We start from the raw sequence: 21,461 nt of genomic DNA on the forward strand, positions 1-21,461 counted from the left end.
TAGCCATGATACCAAATATTGGCCGCCACTAACAGGCACGCACAAGACAAACCGCGCAAACTTGCCTGCCTGGGCAACTCGACCTTCACTATTGAACCACAGTCTGAACCGTTTGCGGGCAAAATGAACGCATATTAACCGGGATTTAAATTAGCGGGTTTTGCATGGAGCGTTCAGTGCGGACGTGTTATGCTAAGTGGAACAAGATTACGAAGGAGTTTGCAATGCGCCTGATTAATTATTTAAAACGTCACCCGCTGCTGGTTGCGTTTTTTCTGCCCATCATCATCATGTCCATATACTTCTTCGTCGGCCGCCACGTCTACCCATTCGGGAACGGTAGCCTGCTGACAGTTGATCTCGGCCAACAATACATAGATTTCTACGCCTACTTCCGGCAAACCGTCTTCGGCCACCCAGGGCAACTCTTCTACGCCTGGAACAATGCCCTTGGCGGTGACGCATTCGGTACGTGGGCTTACTACCTACTCAGCCCGTTCAACCTCGTCTTATGCCTGCTGCCTAAGTCCATGCTGGATCTGGGCATCACCATCTTGACGCTGCTCAAGTACGGCGCGGCTAGCTGCACCATGGCGTACTTCTTGAAGTTCCGCGGCACTCGGGGAGCCCTCCTGCCTGCATTCGGGTTGGCCTACGCGCTTTCGGGGTGGATGATTGCCAACCAGCTCAACCTCATCTGGTTTGACGGGGCCATTGTCTTGCCGCTAGTGTGCCTCGGCATCGACCGTCTGGCCGACAACAAGCCCAAGTTTTACGCAATCTGGCTGGCCGTTGCCCTGATTACCAACTACTATATTGGCTACATGATTTGCCTGTTTGCCATTGGCTATTTCATTTACTCTTGCAGTGCACGCAAGCAAACCTGGCGGCACTTGCGCCGCGTCTGCCTGCGCTTTGGTTTTGGCAGTCTACTTGGTGGCGCACTAGCGGCGGTCGTCTTGTTGCCTACGCTCTTTCAGCTGACGCAGAGCAAGGGCACGTACACGGTTACCACCATTACGGCCAAAATCGAGTACAACCCACTGCATCTGCTCAGCAAGTTCTTCAGCGGTACCTTTAACTTCGACGAAATGCCATCGGGGATGCCGAATATCTTCGTGGGGGCCATCGCCGTGCTCGCAGCGCTGCTCTTCTTCACCTCGCGCAAGATTCGCTGGCAGGAACGCTTGGTCGCGCTGCTGTGGACCGGTTTTCTCGGTCTGTCGCTCATGTTCGAGCCGCTTGACTTGCTCTGGCACGGAATGCAGTTCCCCGTATGGTATCCATACCGCTTCTCCTTTGTCGTTTGCTTCTGGCTCATCCTGCTGGCAGCCAGATACATCGCGGTGGAAGCTGCCGGCACAAACCTACTGCAAAGTGGCCTCCTGCTGCTATTAGTGAGCGGCGCCGGCGCATACGTCTGGCTGCACAAGAAGAGCTTCAGCTTCCTGACCAGTAAGACCATCATCTTCAGTATCATCATCGCGCTGATGGCGGTCGTCCTCCTCAGTTTGCCCCGCCGCCGTCAATTCGGTTACCTCACCCTTGCGATCGCTGTCATCGACCTCACGGCAAGCTCGGTCCTGGCCTTGAACCAAATCAGTTACGTGTCCCACAGCGACTACAGCACCTACACCGCTGCGCTGCGGGCCGGGGTGACGAAGATTCAAAAACGCGACCAGGGCTTCTACCGGATTGGCAAAACGCTGCTGCGCACCAAGAACGACGCCATGCAGGTTGGTTACATCGGTGAAGACCAGTTCACTTCCATGATGCCACGCAAGGTGCCCGCGTTCTTCAGCGCAATCGGCCAACCTGAAGGCGACGGGTTCGTCACGTACGCAAACGGGACCATCCTGCTCGACGCCATCTTGGACACCAAGTACTGGCTCAACTTGCAGCCACAAAACATCAACGACACCAAGGGCAAGCTGCTGCCCACGCTCAGCCCGCGGCCGGATTTGGCCAGTTACACCGCCATCGGCCACACGAACCTGCTGGCTATTCACGAAAACCAAAACGCACTTGGCATCGGCTTTGCCGCCAGCAGCGACATTCTGAAGACCAAGCTCAACTCAGGCAGCCCGATTTCTAACCAAGAACTGCTCGTCGCGGGCCTGGAAGGCGGCGGCTACAAGTCGCTCTTCACCCTGGTGCCGTTCACCCATACCACTTTGACGAACATCAAGCAGACCAAGGCGGCCGGAATGGTGTACGGGATGCGGGGCAAGCACACACAGGGCAGTGTTACCTACACCTTCAGTGCCAATACGAGCGAGCCGCTCTACCTAACCGTCGGCGGTGACTTCACCGACAACGCGGTCAACATCACGCAAAACGGGAAGCAAATCAAAACCTACGATACCTTCCGCAACCAAGTAATCCTGAACGTCACCCCCACCGACACGAAGAAAACCCAAACGTTAACGTTCACGTTCAGTAAGGATATCGACTTCAGTCAGGTGGCCTTGTACCAGCTCAACGAACAGACTGCGCTGAACTCTTTGAGCAAGCTCGCCCAAAGTCCGCTCAAGGTGACCAGCTACCACAGCAATTCTCTGCGTGGCACGGTAAACATTCACCAAGCTGGTCAAGTGCTCTTCACGACCATCCCGAACGATCCGGGCTGGCACGTCAAGATTGACGGCAAAAAGGTCACCCCGAAGACCGCTCTGAACCTGTTCATGACGTTCAAGTTAAGTAAGGGTAAACACACCATCGCCATGGTTTACTACCCGCCGTACCTCGGCATCGGCCTGTTGGTCACACTGCTGGCCATCGGCGTTGCCTGGCTGTGGTTCCGCACCCGGCCTGCTTGGCGGCACCGGCAGCAAATCGTGTCGCTGCCCAGACGGTAAAAAATAGCGCCCGCGCAAAATTGCGTGGACGCTATTTTTTCTGCACTTAAACCGCCGGAATGTGGTCGGAAGAACCATCCCCCGCCGGCTTGACAATCCCGTGCTTGAACGCGTAAATGGCCGCTTTGGTGCGATCGTCAACTTCCAGTTTGGCCAGAATGTTCGACACGTGCGTTTTGACCGTCTTGAGCGTGATGAACAACTCATCAGCGATTTCCTGATTGCTCTTACCCTGCGCAATCAGCTTCAACACCTCACGTTCACGGGTGGTCAAATCATCGTACAGGGCCATGTCTGCGGCGATCTTGCTGCGGTTCATAATCTTGGTAGTTACTTCGGGTTCGAAAACGGTCTGCCCCTTGGCGGTCTGGCGAATCGCGTCGGCAATTTCTTCCGCAGTACTGGTCTTCAGAATGTAGCTGGCCGCGCCGGCCTCAATCGCGGGGTACACCAGTTCATCGTCAATGAAACTGGTGAGGATGATGACCCGTGCTGCGGGCCAGGCCTTGAGAATCGCCTTGGTGGCGTCAACCCCATTCATGTTCGGCATGATGAGGTCCATCAGAATGACGTCGGGCCGGATTTCGAGCGCCTTCTTCAAGCCTTGCTCGCCATCGTCGGCCTCCGCAATCACTTCCAAGTCGTCCTGGACGTTCAGGTATGACGAAATCCCCAAACGCACCATTTCGTGATCATCAACAATCAGTACTTTAATCATCTTGTTTTCCTTCCTTCGCGATTGGGACCCGTACTTCCACACTGGTACCCTGACCGGGGAAACTAATTACCCTGGCGGTACCACCGATTGCGGCCGCCCGTTCCTTGATGTTGCCCAAGCCGTAACTGCCGGCGGCCTCACTCTTGGTCGTGTCAAAGCCGACGCCATCGTCAACCACCCGCAAAATCACGGTGTTCGCCGACTCGTCGAGGTAGACCTCTAATTCCTCCGCCTCCGCGTGCCGGAGCGTGTTACTGAGCAGTTCCTGCACAATCCGGAACAAATTATCCTCAGTCGCGGCGGGCAACGTCACGTCCGCCAGTTCCCAAGTGATGCGAATCTTAATCTTCGTTTGCAGTTCCTTCAGCAGGCCAATAATCCCCTCACGCAGGTGTTTACCCGCCAGGTTCGTGGGCCGCAGGTGCAAGAGCAGTGCCCGCATTTCGGACTGGGCGGAGTTGACAACCCGCTCAATGGTCTTGACCTGCTTGAGCAGTGGATCATCATCATCCGCCTTTTTAAGTGTACTCCGCATTGCGGACAACATCATCATTGCGGCGAATAATTGTTGCGAAACTGAATCGTGCAGCTCCCGAGCAATCCGGTGACGTTCCTGAATCAGGATGTCTTCCTTCTGCTCGCCGCCCACCATCACCGGCTGGGCACTGTAACGGGCTATTTCGCCCTGCAGCTGCTCAACGCGGCGGCGCAGTTGTTCCAGCATGACGGCACTCTCCCGGCCAATGGCGAGCGAATTACGCCGCGTATCGGTCAATGCGGGCACGTTCAGCTGGTTGGTGAGCATGACCGACAGGCGACTGGCCATCTGCCGTTCAACGCGGTGCACGGCGATGTAGGTAATCACAACCGCCAGCAGCCCCGTCGTCAGGGCGCCCAGCAGCGCATACAAGCCAATCATGTTGTTCATCATCGAGTTAATAAAGCTGTCAAAGCCGCGGGCACGTTGGGTCATCCACACCAAAATGGCTTCAAACCCCAACGTGATAATCATGACGGCACTAAATATTCCTAGCAGGCTGCGTTTTCTCATACTGGCACAACCTCCAGGTCCCCGATGAACGCACTGGTCACGATGCGAATGTGTCGCGGTGCGCTTTCGTAATCATCCGAGAACAACCGCACCGTTTCGTTCCGGAGTGGCTGCGTCTGCCCCGCGAAGGTGACGTTCCCGATTAGCGCGGAATGGTTGAGTTCAATGCCAATGCCAATCGGGACGAGCAGCCGGGTTTTGCCGACGCCCTTGCGAATCATGATGACGTTATCGCGTTTGGGCAAGATTGTGTTGCCTAAATCAACGATGGTGTCCCCAGCCAGGAGGGTCAAGTTGACGTCGTCCCATTCATAGACGGACTGACCCACAACAAAATCGCCGAACCACGGATGGCGCTGCGCCGTGCGGTTACCTTCATCGTCCGCACTGCGAATACTGATGAACTGCTTCTTGAACCACGGGAAAATGCCCAAGGCCCCGAAGCCTTTACGGCCAGCAGAGAGAATGGCAATCACGCCCACGAGCAGCATCCACCAGACAGTGGGGTTGATGAACACTGTCACCGCCAGCGCAATGGCCCCGAAAATCATGAGCGGTGTCCGCAGCCAGTTCTTCCGCCGCAGCGAATTCGCCCAGCACAAAGCGAGCGTTCCGAGAATACAGAACGCGAGTGTGGGCGGGTTGCTGATAATCTGATAGCCGAGCAGCAGTGCCAGTGCCGCTTCGATGAGTATGAATACCCGAGCCTTAGATGACATTTTGCACCATCCTTCCTCATCACATCATACCTGATTTTCACGAAAATGCTTAGGGCTTCAGTTGTATTTTTGCATTTTGCCGCAAAAAAAGAAGCCGGACACACTGGCCGGCTTCACATCGCGTATTATTTGACTTCGGTAATCTTGACGTCCATCGTCCCGCCTGGGGTCTGGATGGAAACCTGGTCGCCGATGTGCTTACCAATCAAGGCTTCGGCAATTGGGGATTCGTTACTAATTTTACCAGCAAAAGGATCAGCTTCGGCGGCACCAACAATCTGGTAAGATTCGGCTTCGTCTTCACCGTCTTCAAGGAAGGTCACGGTGCGGCCAACGGCAACTTCATCTGGTGCAATCGCGTCACTGTCGATGATTTCGGCGTAGCGCAGCATGTTTTCCACCTGCACGATGCGGCTTTCCAAGTTGGACTGTTCATCCTTCGCACTTTCGTATTCGGAGTTTTCGGACAGGTCACCGAAGGAACGGGCAATCTTGATGCGGTCAATTACTTCTGGCCGCTTCACGAGCTTCATGTTCTCCAGTTCCTTTTCGAGCTTTTCCTTACCTTCTGCGGTCATTGGGTATGTCTTTTCTGCCATGTTAAAAATCCTTTCGTCTGGTCAATCCAGTTTATTATTTAATCAATATTGGGTGGTACTATGCAGGAAGAGCAAACCCCAGCGGAGTTTGCTCTTCTACCCGCGGTTAAGCTAAACCACGGTCATTCAAAATGGCTTGAATTTTGGTTGCCAGCAAATCAATGGCCACCTGGTTCTCGCCGCCTTCGGGCACAATGAGGTCGGCGTAACGCTTCGTCGGTTCGATGAATTCGTGGTACATCGGCTTCACGGTCGCGCGGTACTGCTGAATGATGTTCTCCAGCGACCGGCCCCGCTCAATCATGTCCCGCTGAATTCGGCGAATCACGCGAATGTCGTCATCAGTATCGACGAAAACCTTGATGTCCATTAAGTTACGCAATTCTTCATCATCCAGAATCAAAATGCCTTCCAGAATGATGACGTCCTTAGGTTCAACGTGGACTGTTTCTTCACTACGGTTATGAATGGTGTAATCGTAAACTGGCTTGTCGATGGATTCCCGCCGCAGCAATTTTTTCAAATCGCTGATGAGCAGTTCCGTGTCGAAAGCCAGCGGGTGATCATAATTAATCAGTTTCCGTTGGGCAAATGGCAAGTCGCTCGCCTTATAGTATGAATCTTGTTCCAGAAGCATGATGGAACTGTTTTTGGAGAAGTGTTCAAATATGGCGTGGGCAACCGTTGTCTTCCCGGAAGCAGAACCCCCGGTAATCCCAATTACAATTGGTTTCTGTAATTCAGTCAAGATATAGTCCTTCTAATTGTTGTCGTCGCCAATGGCAGCCTTGTTTGCATTGTGTTCTGACAAGGTTTGTGCGTACAGAATCTTCCCGGTCTTCAAGTTGGCCACGAAGTACAGGTAGCCGCGGTCCCGTTCAGCAGGGTTCAACACCGCCTGCACGGACTGCAAGCTCGGCTGGTTGTATGGCCCGGGGCCAAAACCAGTGTGCTTGTACAAGTTGTACGGTGACTTAACCTGCAAGTCCTTCAGACTCAGGTGCGTCTTGTGCGTCTTGAGTGCGTACATCACAGTCAGGTCAGACTGAAGTGCCATTCCCTGGTTGATACGGTTCAAGAAGACCCCAGCAATCATCCGGCGGCTCGTGGCCGTCACCCCTTCACGTTCAACCAGTGAGGCGAGCGTGAGGACTTCCTGGACGGTAACGTTCTTGTCTTCCATGGTCTTGTAGTACGGACTCAGCGTGGCGTCCGTCTTCTCGACCATTTCGGCAACCAGCTGTTCGGCACTCATGTTCTTGGACACATCGTAAGTTGCGGGGAACAGGTAACCTTCTAGGCGGTACCGCACACCCTTGGCCTTAACCGCACTAGCAAGCAGCTTCGGGTACTTCTTCTTCAGTTCCTTGAACAGGCTCTTACTCTTAACGGCCGCCATAAATGACTTCTTCGTCAGGTTCGGATCCTTCTTAGTGTAGCTCTTCATGGACTTGGCAATCTCGTCGATGCCAATCCCTTCGCGAACAAGCACGTGGGCCACAGGTTTTGCCCCCGCCGCGTCCGTCCGCATGGTATCAATCACTTCTGCCAGCGTCATTGAGCGCTTCAGTGTGTAGGCACCCGCCTGAAACCCAGTCAGGTTGTGTGATTTGATGTAGTAATCAAACACCATCGCACTCTTGATGACTTTTTTGTCGGCAAGAATTGCGGCGATTTGTTTATTGGTCGAACCACTAGGAATCTCCACAGTTACCTGCGTGGTGGAACTACTGTCGACTGGTCCCATCGCCGTCTTCACGTAGCGGTAACCCATAAAGATTACGACCACGAGGAGCGTGAGAATAATGCCAACAATCCACCACACAATGCGCTTGGTCACTGCACCTTGGAGTTCGCGTACGGACTGCTTATCCTGCCCGTTTGCATCGTTCTTATTGTCTGCCACCGTAAAACCCCCATTGCGTCACATTCTTAAGTATTTTAACACAGCCCGAATTACTAATCTATACCGCGTGACCGGCTTAACGGCTCCGGAGCCGATTCTTAAGCGCATTTTACGGATGCACCAATAGTTTTATCGCCGCCGACCCTTCCGTTCATAGCAAAAAATCTTGCCCCACGAACGGGGACAAGATTTTTACCGCACAGAGGCTTAACGAATCTGCGCGTTCAGTTTGGTTTGCAGTGCTTCCTTGACGTCACCAAATGCCGCTTCAACGGTATCTTCAGTCAGGGTTGCTTCCTTGTTCAAGTAGCTCAAGCTGTATGCCAGACTCTTGGTGTGGGCAGGCAGCTTGTTGCCGGTGTACACGTCAAACAGGGTGACGCTTTGCAGGTATTTGCCCCCAACAGACTTGATGACGTTCACGATTTCGTCATTTGTGACCTGATCAGAAATCAGGATGGCGATATCACGGGACATCCCTGGGAACTTAGGTGCAGGCACCGCCGTCTTGTCGCCACTCTCAGCCACAAAGAGTGGTTCGAGGTTCAGTTCGAAGACGTAGGTTTCTGGCAAGTCGTTTGCAGCCTCGTATGCCGGGTGCAAGCGGCCCAGCAGGCCCACACGCTGACCAGCAACGTAGATGGAGGCACTCTGGCCTGGGTGCATTGCGGAATCTAAGTCAGTTGCCGCGAAGGTCACATCCGCACTCAGGTTGAAGTCGTTGAGCAACTCTTCAACAATCCCCTTCACGGTGAAGAAGTCGACCTTCTTGGCGCCGTGCTGCCAGTTACTTGGCACGAGATTGCCAGTGAGCACACCCGCAAGGTATTCGTGCTCTGCAGGCCGCTTCTTGTCCGCCTGACGAATGAATGTCCGGCCCTGTTCGTAGAGGGCAACGTCCACTTCCCCGCGCTTGACGTTGTACCGGACGGCATCAAGCAGGCCCATAACCATGTTCTGGCGCAAGTCCTGGTGGTCAACCGTCATCGGCATTGCCAGACCGGTGCGGGCACTTTGCTCGAGGCCAAAGTGTTCGTTATCGTGGGGACCACGCAGTGCATACGTCATGGCCTGATCGAGACCGGCACCTTCAAGAAGCGTGCGGGAACGCCGAATCCGCTTTTGCACGGGGGTCAACGTCCCGATGGTGAGCGTGGATTCTGGCAGCGTGCTTGGCAAGTTGTCGTAGCCATACAGCCGTGCGATTTCTTCAATCAGGTCCGGCACGATGCTGATATCCCAGCGCCGGGCAGGTACAGACACGGTGAAGGTGGTGTCGCCATCTTCCTTGGCCGTGGTGGCAAAGCCAAGCCGGTCGAACAACTCACTCACCTCAGCAGCAGTAAGCACGGTTCCGAGCACGTGGTTGATCCGGCTGAGCTTAATGTCAATCACGGTTGGGGCGCCGCTGACACTAGTGGCAGTGAGCACGCCCTTAGCCACTTCCGCACCACCAAGTTCGGTGGCCAGCTGTGCGGCGGTGTCCAGTGCCAGCCCAATGCTGGACTGGTCGATACCACGTTCGAAGCGGATGGAAGCCTGGCTGCGCAGGTTGTACCGCTGCGCAGTCTTGCGGATGTTGCGGTGGTTGAAGAAGGCAGATTCAAAGACAACGGAAGTCGTGTCTTCAGTGATTTCGGAGTTCAGACCGCCCATCACCCCGGCCAGGGCAATTGCCTTGTCGCTGTCCGCAATCACGATGTCATCGCGGACCAGTTCGTGGTCATTCCCGTCCAGAGTCGTCAGGTTTTCCCCCGCGTGGGCCCGGCGGACGGTAACCTTGTGGCCAGCAACCTTGTCGTAGTCGAAGGCGTGCATGGGCTGACCGAAGTAAATCATGATGTAGTTGGTGATGTCGACAATGTTGTTCAGTGGCCGAATCCCAGCAGCCCACAGCCTCTTCTGCATCCAAAGTGGGCTCTCCTGAATCTTAACGTTCTGAACCACGCGCAGGTTGTAACTAGGCGCGTCTTCCTTGTCATCAACGGTGACACTCAGCAGGCTGTTGGCGTCGGTATCACCTTCAACAACGTGCTTGTCGTCGAAGTGCGGCTTGTTGCCGTACGTGGCACCGACTTCCCAGGCCGCCCCACGCATCCCCAGCGTGTCTGCCCGGTTAGGCGTGATGTCGAAGTCCAAGATGGCGTCGTGCATGCCGAGTGCTGCCAGTGCATCGGTACCAGGCTTCAGTTCATCGGCGAAGACGTAAATTCCGTCGCTGTACTTCTTTGGCGCAATGCTGTCGCTAAAGCCGATTTCTTGCAGGGCGCAGAGCATACCGTTGCTGATCTCGCCGCGAATCTTCCCCTTCTTAATCTTGACGTTATCCTTGATGCGGGCACCAGGCATAGCTACGATTACGGTCTGACCAGCCGCAACGTTCGGCGCGCCACAGACAATCTGGCGGGGTTCATCTTCGCCCACATCAACCATCGTGATGCGCAGGTGGTCTGAATCTGGGTGCTTCTTCACACTCAGAACCTTCCCCACCAGAATGTTCTTGAGGCCAGCGTCGGGGTAAACAATGCCGGGCACTTCAATCCCGGTCCGGGATACCTTGTCGCCCAATTCTTCAGGCGTTGCGGGCACGTCCACTAATTCTTTTAACCAGTTATATGAAATTTCCATTGTTACTTAGCCCTCCGTCTGGAACTGTTCAAGGAAGCGTACGTCGTCGGTGTAGAAGCTGCGGATGTCATCGACCCCGTACTTCAGCATTGCCAGTCGGTCTGGGCCGACCCCGAATGCGAACCCACCGTATACTTCAGGGTCAACGCCCGCCGCGATCAGAACGTTCGGGTGCACCATGCCGGCCCCAAGCACTTCAATCCAGCCGCTCTGCTTGCAGACAGCACAGCCGGTCCCGCCACACTTGAAGCAGGAAATATCAACTTCAACACTAGGTTCCGTGAATGGGAAGTAGGATGGACGCAGGCGAATCTTCCGGTCGGCACCGAGCACGTGCTGGGCCATGGCCAGCAGCGTCCCCTTGAGGTCGCCCATTGTGATGTGCTTGTCGATGACGAGACCTTCCATCTGGTGGAACTGGTGGCTGTGGGTCGCGTCATCGTTGTCGCGCCGGTATACGCGGCCGGGGCTAACCATCTTGAGTGGGCCCTTACTGAAGTCGTGGCGTTCAAGTGTCCGCGCCTGGCTGGCAGAAGTCTGCGTCCGCAGCAACAGCTCCTGGTCGATGTAGAAAGTATCCTGCATGTCGCGGGCCGGGTGGTCAGCCGGAATGTTCAGCATTTCGAAGTTATAGTGGTCTTCTTCGACTTCGTAGCCGTCGACCACCTGGTAACCCATCCCCATGAAGAAGTCTTCCAAATCATCGATCGTCTGCTGCAGAATATGTGGCGTACCCTGACGGACAGGCGCACCGGGCAGCGTCACGTCGATGGTCTCCTTGGCCAATTTGTTAGCGATGGCTTCTTGTTCCAAAGCCTTGCGCTGCACATCAATGGCCGTCTTCAGTTCATCGCGGATGGCGTTGGCAAATGCCCCCACCTTAGGGCGTTCACTAGCCTCGAGGTCCCGCATCCCGCGCAGAACTTCCGTGATGGGCCCCTTCTTCCCGAGCAAGTTAACCCGAATTTTGTCGAGGTCACCCAGTTCTTTTGCATCTTCAATGCGCTGCTGATTTTCCTGCTTAAGCGCAAGCAGCCGATCTTGTAAACTCATTGCAATTCCTTTCCACACCCACATGGGGTATTTTGCCCATAAAAAAATCCCTAATCGCCAAATTGACGATTAGGGACGAACTTGTTGCCGCGGTACCACCCTAGTTTGCTAAAAGCACACTTCATTAGGCGGATAACGGCCGCAACCGGACTCCGCCGCATGTGCTAACGGAATCAGCTCAGAAAATGAATACGGGTACTTGCTACCTAGGCGTCTTCCAGTCGACGAACGCCACTTCCTTGAGGCGGTGCATACCTGCGTTTTCTTCAACGCTGTTAAAACTTATCTGTAACCAGCATAGTCGCAAGAGCCTGACTAGTCAACACATTCCTCATCAGAAAGCCAAACATCGCCCCAAGCGTGTGCGCTGGCCAGAACGTCAGACAGTCCCTCACCCTTTGGTGTCAGGCGGTATTCAATCAGTGCGGAATCGGTGTGGGTCAAGCGTTCAACCAGGCCTTCACCTTCGAGTTCCTTGAGCCGTTCAACGAGGACGCGGTCGGAACACTTGGTAACTGCACCCGCGATGTCCTTGAAGCGCTGGGGACCGTTAAGCAGCACGTCCAAGATCAGGCCATTCCACTTCTTACCCAAGATAGTGAAGGTCTTCTGGAAGTGCGGGCAAATCCCACGTTCGTTTTTAGTACAAGGTTTAGCTACGGTTTGCATAATAATTTTCCTCTCTCGCTACATACGCTCAACAACGATGTGATTGGGCAGAAGGACGCACGAGAACGGCAATTGCCGCCCCGGCAGCGTGAAATCTGCTTACGTTTTGATAGTGACTTTACATTAGTATACCGCTCTTCACGAACTTTGCAAACAAAAAGGAAGTAGAATCGCAATTAATTGCAATTCTGCTTCCCCATCACGCGGCAAATGTTATTCGCGCTTTTGTTTGCCCGCATTGCGTGCGCGCAATGCGGCTTCCGCGTCGCCCACGGTCGTGTGGGTCGCAGTTGGCGCTCCCGGCGTGCTGGCGTTATCGCCATCATCACTGCCGCCACGCAGGCCCTGCATCGCAGCAAAGCTAGCTGGCATTGGTGCCAGGTCGTTGATGCGGCCGTCTTCGTCAAACATCGCTGGCGTGACCACTTCAACTGGTGGCTTCTTGGCGTATTCCGCATCCAACCGCTTGCGGATGGATGGAATAATCCCGAACGTGAGGATTGCCTGCTGCAGCACCATAATCAGCCCGGTCCCGAAGAAGTATAGCGTGAGCCCTGCTGGCGCCGCCACACTAATGAAGAAGGTCATCATTGGTGAGAAGACCACCATCGTGCTCATGGTCTTGCGCTGTTCTTCTGGTGCGGTGATCAGGGTCATGAGACTCTGCACCGCATACAGAGCGGACGCAATCATGGTGAGCCAGAAGTTCGGGTTCCCCAGCTGAATGCCAAAGAACACACTCTTCGAAATCTCTGGTGAGTAGGCCACGGCTTGATACAGACCACTGAAGATTGGAATCTGAATCAGCAGCGTGAGGCAGCCCATTGATGGCATCATGCTGCTACCGTTTTGCTTGTACACGTCCTGCATCAGACCATTGATCCGCATGCTTTCGTTCTGGTCCTTAGTCATCTTCGCCGCTTTTTGCAGCAAAGCAAGCTGTGGCTTCAAGACCTTCGCCTTTTCCTGCTGGATGGTCATGTTGCGCTGCTGCTTGAGCATGCTTGGCATCAGCACAAGCCGAACAACCAGGGTGATTGCCAAGATGGCCAGCCCGTAGCCATTCCCACCTAACTGGGTCGAAATCCATTCAAGCAGGTGCTGAATCGGCACACTAATGTACTTATAGAAGGTCCCAAACGGAAAACCGTGGGGAATAATCTTGTACGTGTTCTTGTTGGTGCAAGCCGTGAGTAACAGTGCCATTAAGCCCAGAGCACCGAACGTCCCTGTGCGTCGTAATTTCTTCATTGAAAAATATCGTTCCTTTAGTCCCCAAAAATTAGGCTATTGCCGTGGAGTTTGTTGCTTATAACTATACGATAAGGGCAGGGTTCTATCAACCCACAACTGCAAACCCGTCATATTTTGGCGTCGAGGCCAGTGGTGTCGCCTCATACGTGGAAACCTGGACGAATTTATTTGGCCCCTGCTTGATGGTTTGCGCGAATGCCGTCATCGCCGCGTGGTCAGCAACTGCGTGAATAATCACCGACCCGTCCGCCTGATTGGCTACGTCCCCGCGAATATGCAGTTGATCGGCAACGGCCTTGGTCGACCACCTGAAACCGACGCCCTGAACCCGGCCGGTCACCCGAATTTTCAATGCCTCTTCTGCCATGATGTACCTCCACTATTCGGTCCCGGTCAAAAACTGCAACCGGTAACCCGAGATTTTGCCAGCGGTCCCGGCAAGGACAATGCGCCGAAACCGCTAACTTTATACTTACCATTCTACCGCAATTCGGCCCAAGCAATGAAGTTTTTCACCCAGCTATGCTATACTTGGTGGCGGAAGTTATCGCTCTAAGTCGAAATAGGAGGCGGGGGTTTCCCCCCACACATTATGGAAAAAATCAATTCACCAAAAAATGATCACATCAAGTTGGCCAAGAAGCTGACCGTGAAAAAATACCAGAAGGACTACGATCGGTACCTGCTCGAAGGTCCCCACCTGGTTCACGAAGCCCTGAATGCCGGCGTTGAACCAGATGTCATCTACATCACGGACAAGTACGAAAATGACCGCGAGTTGCGGCCATTCTACAACAAGTTGGTCATGGTGTCTAAGGATGTCGCGGAACACCTGAGTGCGACCCCCACACCGCAGGGCATGTTCGCCGTTTTGCCCCTGCCCCACAACAGTTTGCCTCAGCCCCTCGCTGGTAGTTTCTTATTGCTAGATGCCATCCAGGACCCCGGTAACGTCGGGACCTTGGTCCGGACTGCCGACGCTGCGGGCGTAGGCACCGTGGTCTTAGGGAAACAGACCGCTGATGCATTCTCCCCTAAAGTGCTGCGGGCAATGCAGGGCAGCCAGTTCCACATCAACGTTGTCAGCGAAGACTTGAACAAGCTGACGGGGCAGCTGCAACGCGCTGGTGTTCCTGTCTACGGGACGGAGCTGAACGATCGGGCCAAGTCCTACAGCGCCATTGCTAAAACCGACCAGTTTGCCCTCATTATGGGCAACGAAGGTAACGGTATGCGGCCAGAACTGCTCGCGAAGACTGATGTCAACGTCTACATCCCAATGCGTGGCCGCGCAGAATCCCTCAATGTTGGGGTTGCTGCCGGGGTTGTCCTGTTCCACCTGCTTGGCTAATTAATGCACCAATCGCCCCTGTCCGCTGCGTGCGCACAGGGGCTTTTTTTGCGCCACCGCAAAAAAAAGACAGGCCGCTTACGGTCTGTCCTGTAGATTTAGTCTTCAATTAGTTTGAGTAACTTCTGGCGGTACGGGTGCGCGAATTCGGCGACGGCGGCGTAATCATCGACCAACGAAACAATGTAACTCTCGGCATACCGGGGCAGCGCCAAAGTCGCACCCCACATGTGCTTGATGATGATGTCCCGCTCAACTTTGTTCAAGTCGGTAAGGTGTTCAGCGTTGTGCAACGCAATCCGTGGGTGCACGTACGCGTGGGTGCCAAGGTCAAACTTGGTGACGCGCCAGTCATAGTAGAACAAATCGTGCAGCAGACCGGCACGCGCGGTTGCCCGCACGTTCAGGTGCAACTTCTTGGCAATCAGGTAGCTGGTATAAGACACACGAATGGAGTGCTCCAAGCGGGTACCACTGTGGTGTTGCGTGAAGTCAGCAAGGTGCTGCACTTCAGGCGTGGCCAGCAAGTCGTCGATCAATGCCCGGTACTGCGTGTCTGTTTCCCACTGCCGATATTTTTCCATTCAATGCCCTCCAGAAATGTCCTGACGTTAACCGTCAATTAATTCATTTGCCGCTATTGTAACAGGTCTACGCATGAAAAGCGCGGTCCTAATTTTTTGTAAGAGAAACGTAACATTTAGGCAAAAACACCCCCGCGGCCGAAACCGGCTGCGAGGGTGCTTGCGCTAGAGATTGGAATGTTCAATGTCGTCCGCAATTGCGCTTTCCGCAGACTCAGGCTCCGCGCCGTCCATGAGTTCCTGCGCCTTTTCCGCGGTGATACGCGGCAGGTTAATACGGAAAATCGAACCGTAACCTAGTGAGGAATCAACACTGATTTCCCCGTGGTAACCGTCGATTAACTGCTTGGCAATCGCCAGACCCAGGCCATTACCGCCCTTTTCCCGGCTCCGGGCCTTGTCGACCCGGTAGAAGCGGCCGAAGACGCGGCTCATGTTTTCGGGGCTAATCCCTTCACCGAAGTCCTGAATTGCCAGGCTAACTTCGACTTCATTATTCCCGAGCGAAACGTGAATTTCTTTGCGGTCCTTAGAATACTTCACGGCGTTATCAATCAGGATAATCATCACCTGTTCCAGATGGTTCCGGTACATCTTAACCCACGATGGGCCGTCCAGTTCATCTTCCAGGGTAATGTTGAAGTCAGGGTGAATCATGCTCATATCACTGACCACTTGGTGCGCTAATTGTTGCACTTCCACCACGGAACCGGCGTACATCGTGTCCACCTGGTCCGCGCGGGTCAGATCCAGCATCTCTTGAATCAGGCTCTTCATCCGCTGCGTTTCTTGCAGGGAGGCGGCTAGTGATTCATCGAGCACTTCCGGATCATCCTTCCCCCACCGGTTGAGCAGCTTCAGGTGACCCTCAAGCACGGCAACTGGCGTACGCAGTTCGTGGGAAACATCGCCCACGAAATCGGTCTGCTGATCGATGAACCGCTGAATCCGGTCGAGCATGGCGTTGAACTCGTTAATCAGATGACTCATTTCGTCATTGGAATTAATCTGTTCAATCCGCACGTCGCTTTGGGGTTCACTGTTCACCAAGTCAATCGTGGTCGTGATGCGCTTAATCGGCCGCAAGAAGCGAGACGCCATCCAGAACCCGAGGGCAAACGAGATGATGAGCGCCGCAATCGCCACCGCGTAGATTGTGTGGGTGATGCGGGCCATCGTCGCGTGGAAGTTCGTCATGGCGTTGGCCACCTGCACATAGCCAATTCGGTGGCCGGTGTGGTCCGAAATGATGGCTTCCCGGCCCACCATGCCGTCAAACTTGCCATTCCGCTCGTTTTTGACGGCAAACGCGGTGGTCTTGTGCAGTGGTTGGTGCGTTCCGCGCGAGTTGAAGACCATCTTGCCCGATTTGTCAAAAATCGTGACGGTAATATCCTCACGCGACATTTTTTCAATCATCGAATCAGCAAAAATCGAGTTTTTGCCCTTCATCGCGGGTGCTTCTTGGGTGATTGTCGTCCCAAGTGTTGCATCAAGGCGTGGGCGCACTGAAGCTGGTGTCAGGTTGTCCGCAACTGGGGTAAGCCGGGACCGGACCGCGTTAACCGTATCAACGACTGTTGACCGTTCGCTTTCCGCTAACGTTTGACGCATTACTCCATAAATAACGAGCGAAAAAACGAGAAAGGTTAGAAAAATCCCGAAACCAACCGTTGCCGCCCACGTCCACCGCAGCGAAACGAATCGCTTTGGTTTTGGTTGAACTTTGTCAGACTCGCTCATTAGGAGCGCATAACGTAGCCCGTACCCCGAACGGTCTGGATGTAGCTCTGTTCACCGGGACGGTCAATCTTGTTCCGGATGTAACGAACGTACACATCAACAACATTGGTTTCAACGTCGGAGTTGTAACCCCAGACCTTGCTGAGAAGCACGTCGCGGGCGAGAACCACGTTGATGTTCTCCATCAAGGTCAGGAGCAGTTCATATTCACGCTTGGTGAGTTCGATGATGTCATCGCCACGGCGCACAATGCGGTTTTCCTTTTCGATGACCAGGTCGCGGTACTTGATGGTCGTCTGCTTAGCCTTGTTGGATTCGTCCATAGAGTGCACACGCCGGAGCAATGCACGGAGGCGAGCCAGCAATTCTTCAATCGCAAATGGCTTAACGATGTAGTCATCAGCACCGTGGTCCAAGCCGGAAACACGGTCGATAACGGAGTCGCGTGCCGTCATCATGATAATTGGGGTGTTCTTCACCTGCCGAACACGGCGGCAAATCTCAAGCCCGTTCAGATCTGGCAGCATCAGGTCCAGCAGAATTGCGTCCCAGTCTTCGTTCAAGGCAGCGTCGAGCCCCGCGCGACCGTTCATGTACACTGCGGTTTCGTCGCCTTCGTGCTTCAATTCTAGTTCCACAAACCGTGCCAAGTTCTTTTCGTCTTCAATAATCAAAATTTTGCTCATTACCGATTAACTCTCCTTAGAATACCCATTTATTTTTTCGTGCAATATTATCTATCCCCGGCACACCAAAACAGACCCAGCGTGTCGTTCCTGTAAAGAATATCACATTTTCTCATAAATGACTACCGCAACCCGCACCACGAATGCTTTATGAGAATTAGAAACGGCCACGCATCATCGCCGGGTAAGCCAAAATCGGGGCGCTAAAATCCTACTGTTCGTGGATTTTTCGGAACAATTTTTATATTACATCGCCGGTAATTACCGCCGACAGAAACGGAAAATTGTCGCTTTACCGGCGCTTTCCCCCACGCAGACAAAAACAGTTCTGCCAGGCCCAGATTGGGGCGCGGCAGAACTGTTTAGGATTAGGTTAAATTCTACTGTTCATCGTACCAGCTGTAGTGGAAGATACCTTCCCGGTCCGTACGTGCGTAGGTGTGTGCACCGAAGTAATCGCGCTGGGCCTGAATCAGGTTAGCGGGCAAAACTTCGCTGCGGTAGCTGTCGTAGTAAGAAATCGCGCCAGAGAAACCAGGTACAGGCACGCCAGCCTTAACTGCGAGGCCAACCAGGTCGCGGACAGCTTCCTGGTAGTTACGGGCGATGTCCTTGAAGTAGTCATCAAGGAGCAGGTTGGACAGGTCAGGCTGCTTTTCGAACGCATCCGTGATGTTCTGGAGGAACTTCGCGCGGATGATGCACCCTTCACGCCAAATCTTAGCGAGTTCGCCGTACTGGAGGTTCCAGTCATAGTGTTCGCTGGCAACACGCATCTGTTCGAAGCCCTGAGCGTAACTCATCAGCTTGGAGAAGTAGAGGGCCTTGCGAATCATTTCAACGACAGTGTCCTTGTCGAATTCGACCTTGCCGACTGGCTTAGGCAGCACCTTGCTGGCAGCAACACGTTCGTCCTTCATCGCGGAGATGTACCGTGCGTACACGGATTCGGTGATGACTGACTGCGGTACACCGAGTTCCAGCGCGGACTGGGAACTCCACTTACCGGTACCCTTGTTGCCCGCAGCGTCCATGATAACGTCAACGATTGGCTTATCGGAGCCCAGGTCGTCCTTACGCGTCAAGATATCAGCAGTGATATCAATCAGGTAAGAGCTAAGTTCGCCCTGCTTCCAGTCGTTGAAGATTGCGGCGATTTCGTCAACAGACAGACCAACCAAGTTCCGCAGCAAGTTGTAGCTTTCGGAAATCAGTTCCATGTCGCCGTATTCGATCCCGTTGTGGACCATCTTGACGTAGTGACCAGCACCGTTTGGGCCGATGTAGGTGACACATGGTTCACCGTCTTCAGCCTTAGCAGCCATCTTTTCCAAGATTGGTGCAACCAGATCGTAAGCTTCCTTCTGACCACCTGGCATCATGGAAGGTCCTTCCAGCGCACCAAGTTCACCACCGGAAACACCCATCCCGATGAAGTTAATGCCGGACTTGTCCAGTTCCGCATTCCGACGCATGGTGTCTTCAAAGAAGGTGTTCCCACCGTCGATGAGCACGTCGCCCTTGTCGAGCAGTGGCAGCAACTGCGCAATCACAGCATCGGTCCCGGCACCAGCCTTGACCATCATGATGATCCGGCGGGGCTTTTCGAGTGACTTCACAAAGTCTTCAATTGTGTAGGAAGGTACAAGCTTCTTGTCCGCGTGTTCCTTAGCCACAGTTTCCGTCTTCGATGCGGTGCGGTTGTAAATAGCCACGGTGAAGCCCCGGCTCTCAATGTTGAGTGCCAAGTTCTTCCCCATGACGGCCATTCCGACAACACCAATTTGTGGTTTGTCCATTGTAATGATTCCTCCATAACTTTTTATGTTCGGTGGGACGCACGGTTTCCCGTTCATTCTACTTTATCCTAGCAGAAACGAGGGCGGTTGCCAAAGACTAACCTTATTTTTTGTCCCCGTCAGCATTATTTTCGTCAAATAATCCCTGCAGGCCGGCAAACGGATTGTCGGCGCGTTCTTCTGGTGGTAATGGTGCTGCTTCTTCTTCAGAAATCAGGGCCCAGTTATCGCCGTGGGGTAATTCAGTTGCCGCTTCCTCAGCTGGTGTCAGTACGCGCAGGGGCAGGCCGAGCAGAACGTTGTCCTTCACGGCGGGCATCAAATCCAGCCGGTCATCCTTCAGCAAAATGAGCAGGTCATCGTCTTCATACTGGTCCGCATGGTCAGCACGCGTCAGGTAAGTTTCGGTGAATTCGAAGTGCACGGGCACCTCTACTGGCGTCAAACTGCGCGTTGACGGCAAGGTGACGGAAGCCGAAACTTGGCCGTTCACGGTGAAGTCACCGCGGGAATACAAGATGCTCCCCTGGGCACGCACCTTCCCCATCGTGATGATGTCAGGATTGCGTTCCATTAGTTCTTTTTTAACATCCACCTCTTCGTCAAAGGTGAATGCTTCATGGTTATATTGCGTCAAGTTGGTCGTGGACCAATTCAGCATGGTATTCCTCCATTAGTTGATAAACCTAGTTGTGTAACATTAACGGTTTGCGCCCGAAGTTCTGGTCGCGGCCGGTAAAGCTGCGATATAACGCATCGCAGCGGTGGGTCAAATACATCGGTCCAGTCGGCGCCAGCATGTCGTGACTAACTTTGGTGATAATCGGCACGCCCGCCGTTTTCTTGATGCTGTGCAAGAACTCCTGGCCGGCAGTCGTGAAACCCAGTACGTGCGCGATGGGCCGCACACGCGCAGCCGTAACCTCCGCCTGGGTCATGTTCAGCACCGTTGCCAGGGCCAGACGCCGCAGTCGCGCGTAGGTGTAACGCTTGGACTTCACCGCACGCAGGAAGTCATCGAAATTGCCCGCGGTCTGGGCCGCTTTCACTAACCGGTACTCCAGGCCCTCCGACATCTGATCGATGGTCCGCAGTTCCGGAAGCGTGGCGGTTTGCAGGCGGTAAGCCAGAAGCGGCCAGATTTCATGCCAGCTGAAGTGGGCGTTATTTAGCAGCAGCTGTTCAGCAAAATCCGGAGTTTGTCCGTGAATGCTAGTACCAGCACTGAGCATTTTGCGCAGTGCACTACCAGAGCTGAAGACCGCGTCGGTTCCATCCGCATCGTGTTGGGCGCCCACCCGGCGAATAGGCAATAACTGCATGGGTTTGCCCGCACGCAGATTGGCCTCCGCATACGCCAGCGCCAACATCGTGTTCGGCGCGGTGAGTTTCATCCCCACCTCGTGCGCGTAAAACTCCGCCAACTGACTCGCGTAGGTCTGCGTATAGTCGGCAAAATCTCCACTGCCGCTTGCTTCAGCCGCGATGCGTTTGGCGGCAATGGCATTGAAGTCCAGTTCCGGATTTTCGGTGCCAAAAGCAATCGTATCCACCCGCAGCCCTTTAAGCAGGTCAATGCCGCCTTCAGCAAACTGCTGGCCGGCCTGCACCGCGAAATTCACGGGCAGCTCAACCACCACGTCGGCTCCGGCATGCAGCGCCATGTCCGTGCGGGTCCACTTATCAACAATGGCCGGTTCGCCGCGCTGCACATAGTTACCCGACATTACCACCACGACCACATCGGCATGCGCCTGCTGCCGGGCAAGACTTAGCGCGTGCACGTGACCGTTATGCAGGGGGTTAAACTCCGCAATCATCCCAACACTACGCATGTTATCGC

General features: G+C 54.2%; 19 protein-coding genes. 2 read left to right on the forward strand and 17 right to left on the reverse strand.

Annotated features, from left to right (window positions below; translation table 11 throughout):
* Positions 1-164: 164 nt before the first annotated feature.
* Positions 165-2,858 carry a YfhO family protein gene (locus FC18_RS01500; RefSeq protein WP_082620448.1) on the forward strand — a complete coding sequence of 898 codons (2,694 nt, stop codon included), beginning with the start codon at positions 165-167 and terminating at the stop codon, positions 2,856-2,858.
* 46 nt (positions 2,859-2,904) lie between these two features.
* Here FC18_RS01500 and FC18_RS01505 read toward each other — a convergent pair whose 3' ends face one another.
* From FC18_RS01505 to FC18_RS01555, 11 genes are all read right to left on the reverse strand, one after another.
* Positions 2,905-3,576: a response regulator gene (locus tag FC18_RS01505; protein ID WP_054677558.1), complete on the reverse strand. Its 672-nt coding sequence runs from the start codon at positions 3,574-3,576 to the stop codon at positions 2,905-2,907.
* Positions 3,569-4,627 (reverse strand): sensor histidine kinase, encoded by a 1,059-nt coding sequence (locus FC18_RS01510; RefSeq protein ID WP_054677560.1) that lies wholly within the window; start codon positions 4,625-4,627, stop codon positions 3,569-3,571. The genes FC18_RS01505 and FC18_RS01510 overlap by 8 nt, the downstream gene beginning before the upstream one ends.
* Positions 4,624-5,346, reverse strand: coding sequence for a cell wall-active antibiotics response protein LiaF (gene liaF / locus FC18_RS01515; RefSeq protein ID WP_054677562.1), 723 nt, complete (start codon positions 5,344-5,346; stop codon positions 4,624-4,626). Before liaF ends, FC18_RS01510 begins: the two co-directional genes overlap by 4 nt.
* Before the next feature lie 125 nt (positions 5,347-5,471).
* The gene (gene greA / locus FC18_RS01520; protein WP_054677564.1) at positions 5,472-5,945 is read right to left on the reverse strand and encodes a transcription elongation factor GreA; all 474 of its coding nucleotides are present in this window, start codon (positions 5,943-5,945) and stop codon (positions 5,472-5,474) included.
* A gap of 106 nt (positions 5,946-6,051) precedes the next feature.
* Positions 6,052-6,693 (reverse strand): uridine kinase, encoded by a 642-nt coding sequence (gene udk / locus FC18_RS01525; protein WP_054677566.1) that lies wholly within the window; start codon positions 6,691-6,693, stop codon positions 6,052-6,054.
* A gap of 12 nt (positions 6,694-6,705) precedes the next feature.
* A complete protein-coding gene (mltG, locus tag FC18_RS01530; RefSeq protein ID WP_054677568.1) occupies positions 6,706-7,851 on the reverse strand; it encodes an endolytic transglycosylase MltG in 1,146 nt (381 codons plus the stop codon).
* Between the two features lie 207 nt (positions 7,852-8,058).
* The gene (pheT, locus tag FC18_RS01535; RefSeq protein ID WP_056975348.1) at positions 8,059-10,479 is read right to left on the reverse strand and encodes a phenylalanine--tRNA ligase subunit beta; all 2,421 of its coding nucleotides are present in this window, start codon (positions 10,477-10,479) and stop codon (positions 8,059-8,061) included.
* Positions 10,480-10,485: 6 nt separating this feature from the next.
* Positions 10,486-11,532, reverse strand: coding sequence for a phenylalanine--tRNA ligase subunit alpha (gene pheS, locus FC18_RS01540; protein WP_054677570.1), 1,047 nt, complete (start codon positions 11,530-11,532; stop codon positions 10,486-10,488).
* A 315-nt stretch (positions 11,533-11,847) separates the two neighbouring features.
* Positions 11,848-12,201, reverse strand: a complete 354-nt coding sequence (locus FC18_RS01545) for a winged helix-turn-helix transcriptional regulator (RefSeq protein ID WP_054677572.1) — start codon at positions 12,199-12,201, stop codon at positions 11,848-11,850.
* A 213-nt stretch (positions 12,202-12,414) separates the two neighbouring features.
* A complete protein-coding gene (yidC, locus tag FC18_RS01550; protein WP_054677575.1) occupies positions 12,415-13,452 on the reverse strand; it encodes a membrane protein insertase YidC in 1,038 nt (345 codons plus the stop codon).
* Positions 13,453-13,540: 88 nt separating this feature from the next.
* The gene (locus tag FC18_RS01555; protein WP_054677577.1) at positions 13,541-13,822 is read right to left on the reverse strand and encodes an acylphosphatase; all 282 of its coding nucleotides are present in this window, start codon (positions 13,820-13,822) and stop codon (positions 13,541-13,543) included.
* Between the two features lie 225 nt (positions 13,823-14,047).
* Between FC18_RS01555 and FC18_RS01560 the strand changes: the two genes are divergently transcribed.
* Positions 14,048-14,806 carry a TrmH family RNA methyltransferase gene (locus FC18_RS01560; protein ID WP_054677579.1) on the forward strand — a complete coding sequence of 253 codons (759 nt, stop codon included), beginning with the start codon at positions 14,048-14,050 and terminating at the stop codon, positions 14,804-14,806.
* 98 nt (positions 14,807-14,904) lie between these two features.
* On the opposite strand, the gene FC18_RS01565 is transcribed toward FC18_RS01560, so the two are convergent.
* From FC18_RS01565 to FC18_RS01590, 6 genes are all read right to left on the reverse strand, one after another.
* A complete protein-coding gene (locus FC18_RS01565) occupies positions 14,905-15,390 on the reverse strand; it encodes an HD domain-containing protein (protein ID WP_056975349.1) in 486 nt (161 codons plus the stop codon).
* A gap of 165 nt (positions 15,391-15,555) precedes the next feature.
* Positions 15,556-17,133 (reverse strand): HAMP domain-containing sensor histidine kinase, encoded by a 1,578-nt coding sequence (locus FC18_RS01570; RefSeq protein ID WP_056975350.1) that lies wholly within the window; start codon positions 17,131-17,133, stop codon positions 15,556-15,558.
* Entirely contained in the window at positions 17,133-17,819 is a 687-nt protein-coding gene (locus FC18_RS01575) for a response regulator transcription factor (protein ID WP_054677580.1), read from the reverse strand. The genes FC18_RS01570 and FC18_RS01575 overlap by 1 nt, the downstream gene beginning before the upstream one ends.
* Before the next feature lie 380 nt (positions 17,820-18,199).
* Positions 18,200-19,618, reverse strand: a complete 1,419-nt coding sequence (gene gndA / locus FC18_RS01580) for an NADP-dependent phosphogluconate dehydrogenase (RefSeq protein WP_054677582.1) — start codon at positions 19,616-19,618, stop codon at positions 18,200-18,202.
* A gap of 103 nt (positions 19,619-19,721) precedes the next feature.
* On the reverse strand, positions 19,722-20,279 hold the full coding sequence (locus tag FC18_RS01585; protein ID WP_054677584.1) for a YceD family protein: 558 nt from the start codon (positions 20,277-20,279) through the stop codon (positions 19,722-19,724).
* A gap of 25 nt (positions 20,280-20,304) precedes the next feature.
* Positions 20,305-21,453, reverse strand: coding sequence for a nucleotidyltransferase (locus FC18_RS01590; RefSeq protein ID WP_054677585.1), 1,149 nt, complete (start codon positions 21,451-21,453; stop codon positions 20,305-20,307).
* Positions 21,454-21,461 lie beyond the last annotated feature (8 nt).

The sequence above is a fragment of the Lacticaseibacillus sharpeae JCM 1186 = DSM 20505 genome (assembly GCF_001436225.1).
GTDB classification, from domain to species: domain Bacteria; phylum Bacillota; class Bacilli; order Lactobacillales; family Lactobacillaceae; genus Lacticaseibacillus; species Lacticaseibacillus sharpeae.

What these genes read in the sequence shown, in the direction of transcription:
- FC18_RS01510 (WP_054677560.1), bottom strand. Translation starts at nt 4,627, where the DNA reads ATGAGAAAACGCAGCCTGCTAGGAATATTTAGTGCCGTCATGATTATC.
- FC18_RS01555 (WP_054677577.1), bottom strand. Translation starts at nt 13,822, where the DNA reads ATGGCAGAAGAGGCATTGAAAATTCGGGTGACCGGCCGGGTTCAGGGC.
- FC18_RS01585 (WP_054677584.1), bottom strand. Translation starts at nt 20,279, where the DNA reads ATGCTGAATTGGTCCACGACCAACTTGACGCAATATAACCATGAAGCA.
- FC18_RS01570 (WP_056975350.1), bottom strand. Translation starts at nt 17,133, where the DNA reads ATGAGCGAGTCTGACAAAGTTCAACCAAAACCAAAGCGATTCGTTTCG.
- gndA (WP_054677582.1), bottom strand. Translation starts at nt 19,618, where the DNA reads ATGGACAAACCACAAATTGGTGTTGTCGGAATGGCCGTCATGGGGAAG.
- pheS (WP_054677570.1), bottom strand. Translation starts at nt 11,532, where the DNA reads ATGAGTTTACAAGATCGGCTGCTTGCGCTTAAGCAGGAAAATCAGCAG.
- FC18_RS01565 (WP_056975349.1), bottom strand. Translation starts at nt 15,390, where the DNA reads ATGGAAAAATATCGGCAGTGGGAAACAGACACGCAGTACCGGGCATTG.
- pheT (WP_056975348.1), bottom strand. Translation starts at nt 10,479, where the DNA reads ATGGAAATTTCATATAACTGGTTAAAAGAATTAGTGGACGTGCCCGCA.
- yidC (WP_054677575.1), bottom strand. Translation starts at nt 13,452, where the DNA reads ATGAAGAAATTACGACGCACAGGGACGTTCGGTGCTCTGGGCTTAATG.
- FC18_RS01560 (WP_054677579.1), top strand. Translation starts at nt 14,048, where the DNA reads ATGGAAAAAATCAATTCACCAAAAAATGATCACATCAAGTTGGCCAAG.
- FC18_RS01500 (WP_082620448.1), top strand. Translation starts at nt 165, where the DNA reads ATGGAGCGTTCAGTGCGGACGTGTTATGCTAAGTGGAACAAGATTACG.
- FC18_RS01505 (WP_054677558.1), bottom strand. Translation starts at nt 3,576, where the DNA reads ATGATTAAAGTACTGATTGTTGATGATCACGAAATGGTGCGTTTGGGG.
- greA (WP_054677564.1), bottom strand. Translation starts at nt 5,945, where the DNA reads ATGGCAGAAAAGACATACCCAATGACCGCAGAAGGTAAGGAAAAGCTC.
- FC18_RS01545 (WP_054677572.1), bottom strand. Translation starts at nt 12,201, where the DNA reads ATGCAAACCGTAGCTAAACCTTGTACTAAAAACGAACGTGGGATTTGC.
- FC18_RS01590 (WP_054677585.1), bottom strand. Translation starts at nt 21,453, where the DNA reads ATGCGTAGTGTTGGGATGATTGCGGAGTTTAACCCCCTGCATAACGGT.
- liaF (WP_054677562.1), bottom strand. Translation starts at nt 5,346, where the DNA reads ATGTCATCTAAGGCTCGGGTATTCATACTCATCGAAGCGGCACTGGCA.
- FC18_RS01575 (WP_054677580.1), bottom strand. Translation starts at nt 17,819, where the DNA reads ATGAGCAAAATTTTGATTATTGAAGACGAAAAGAACTTGGCACGGTTT.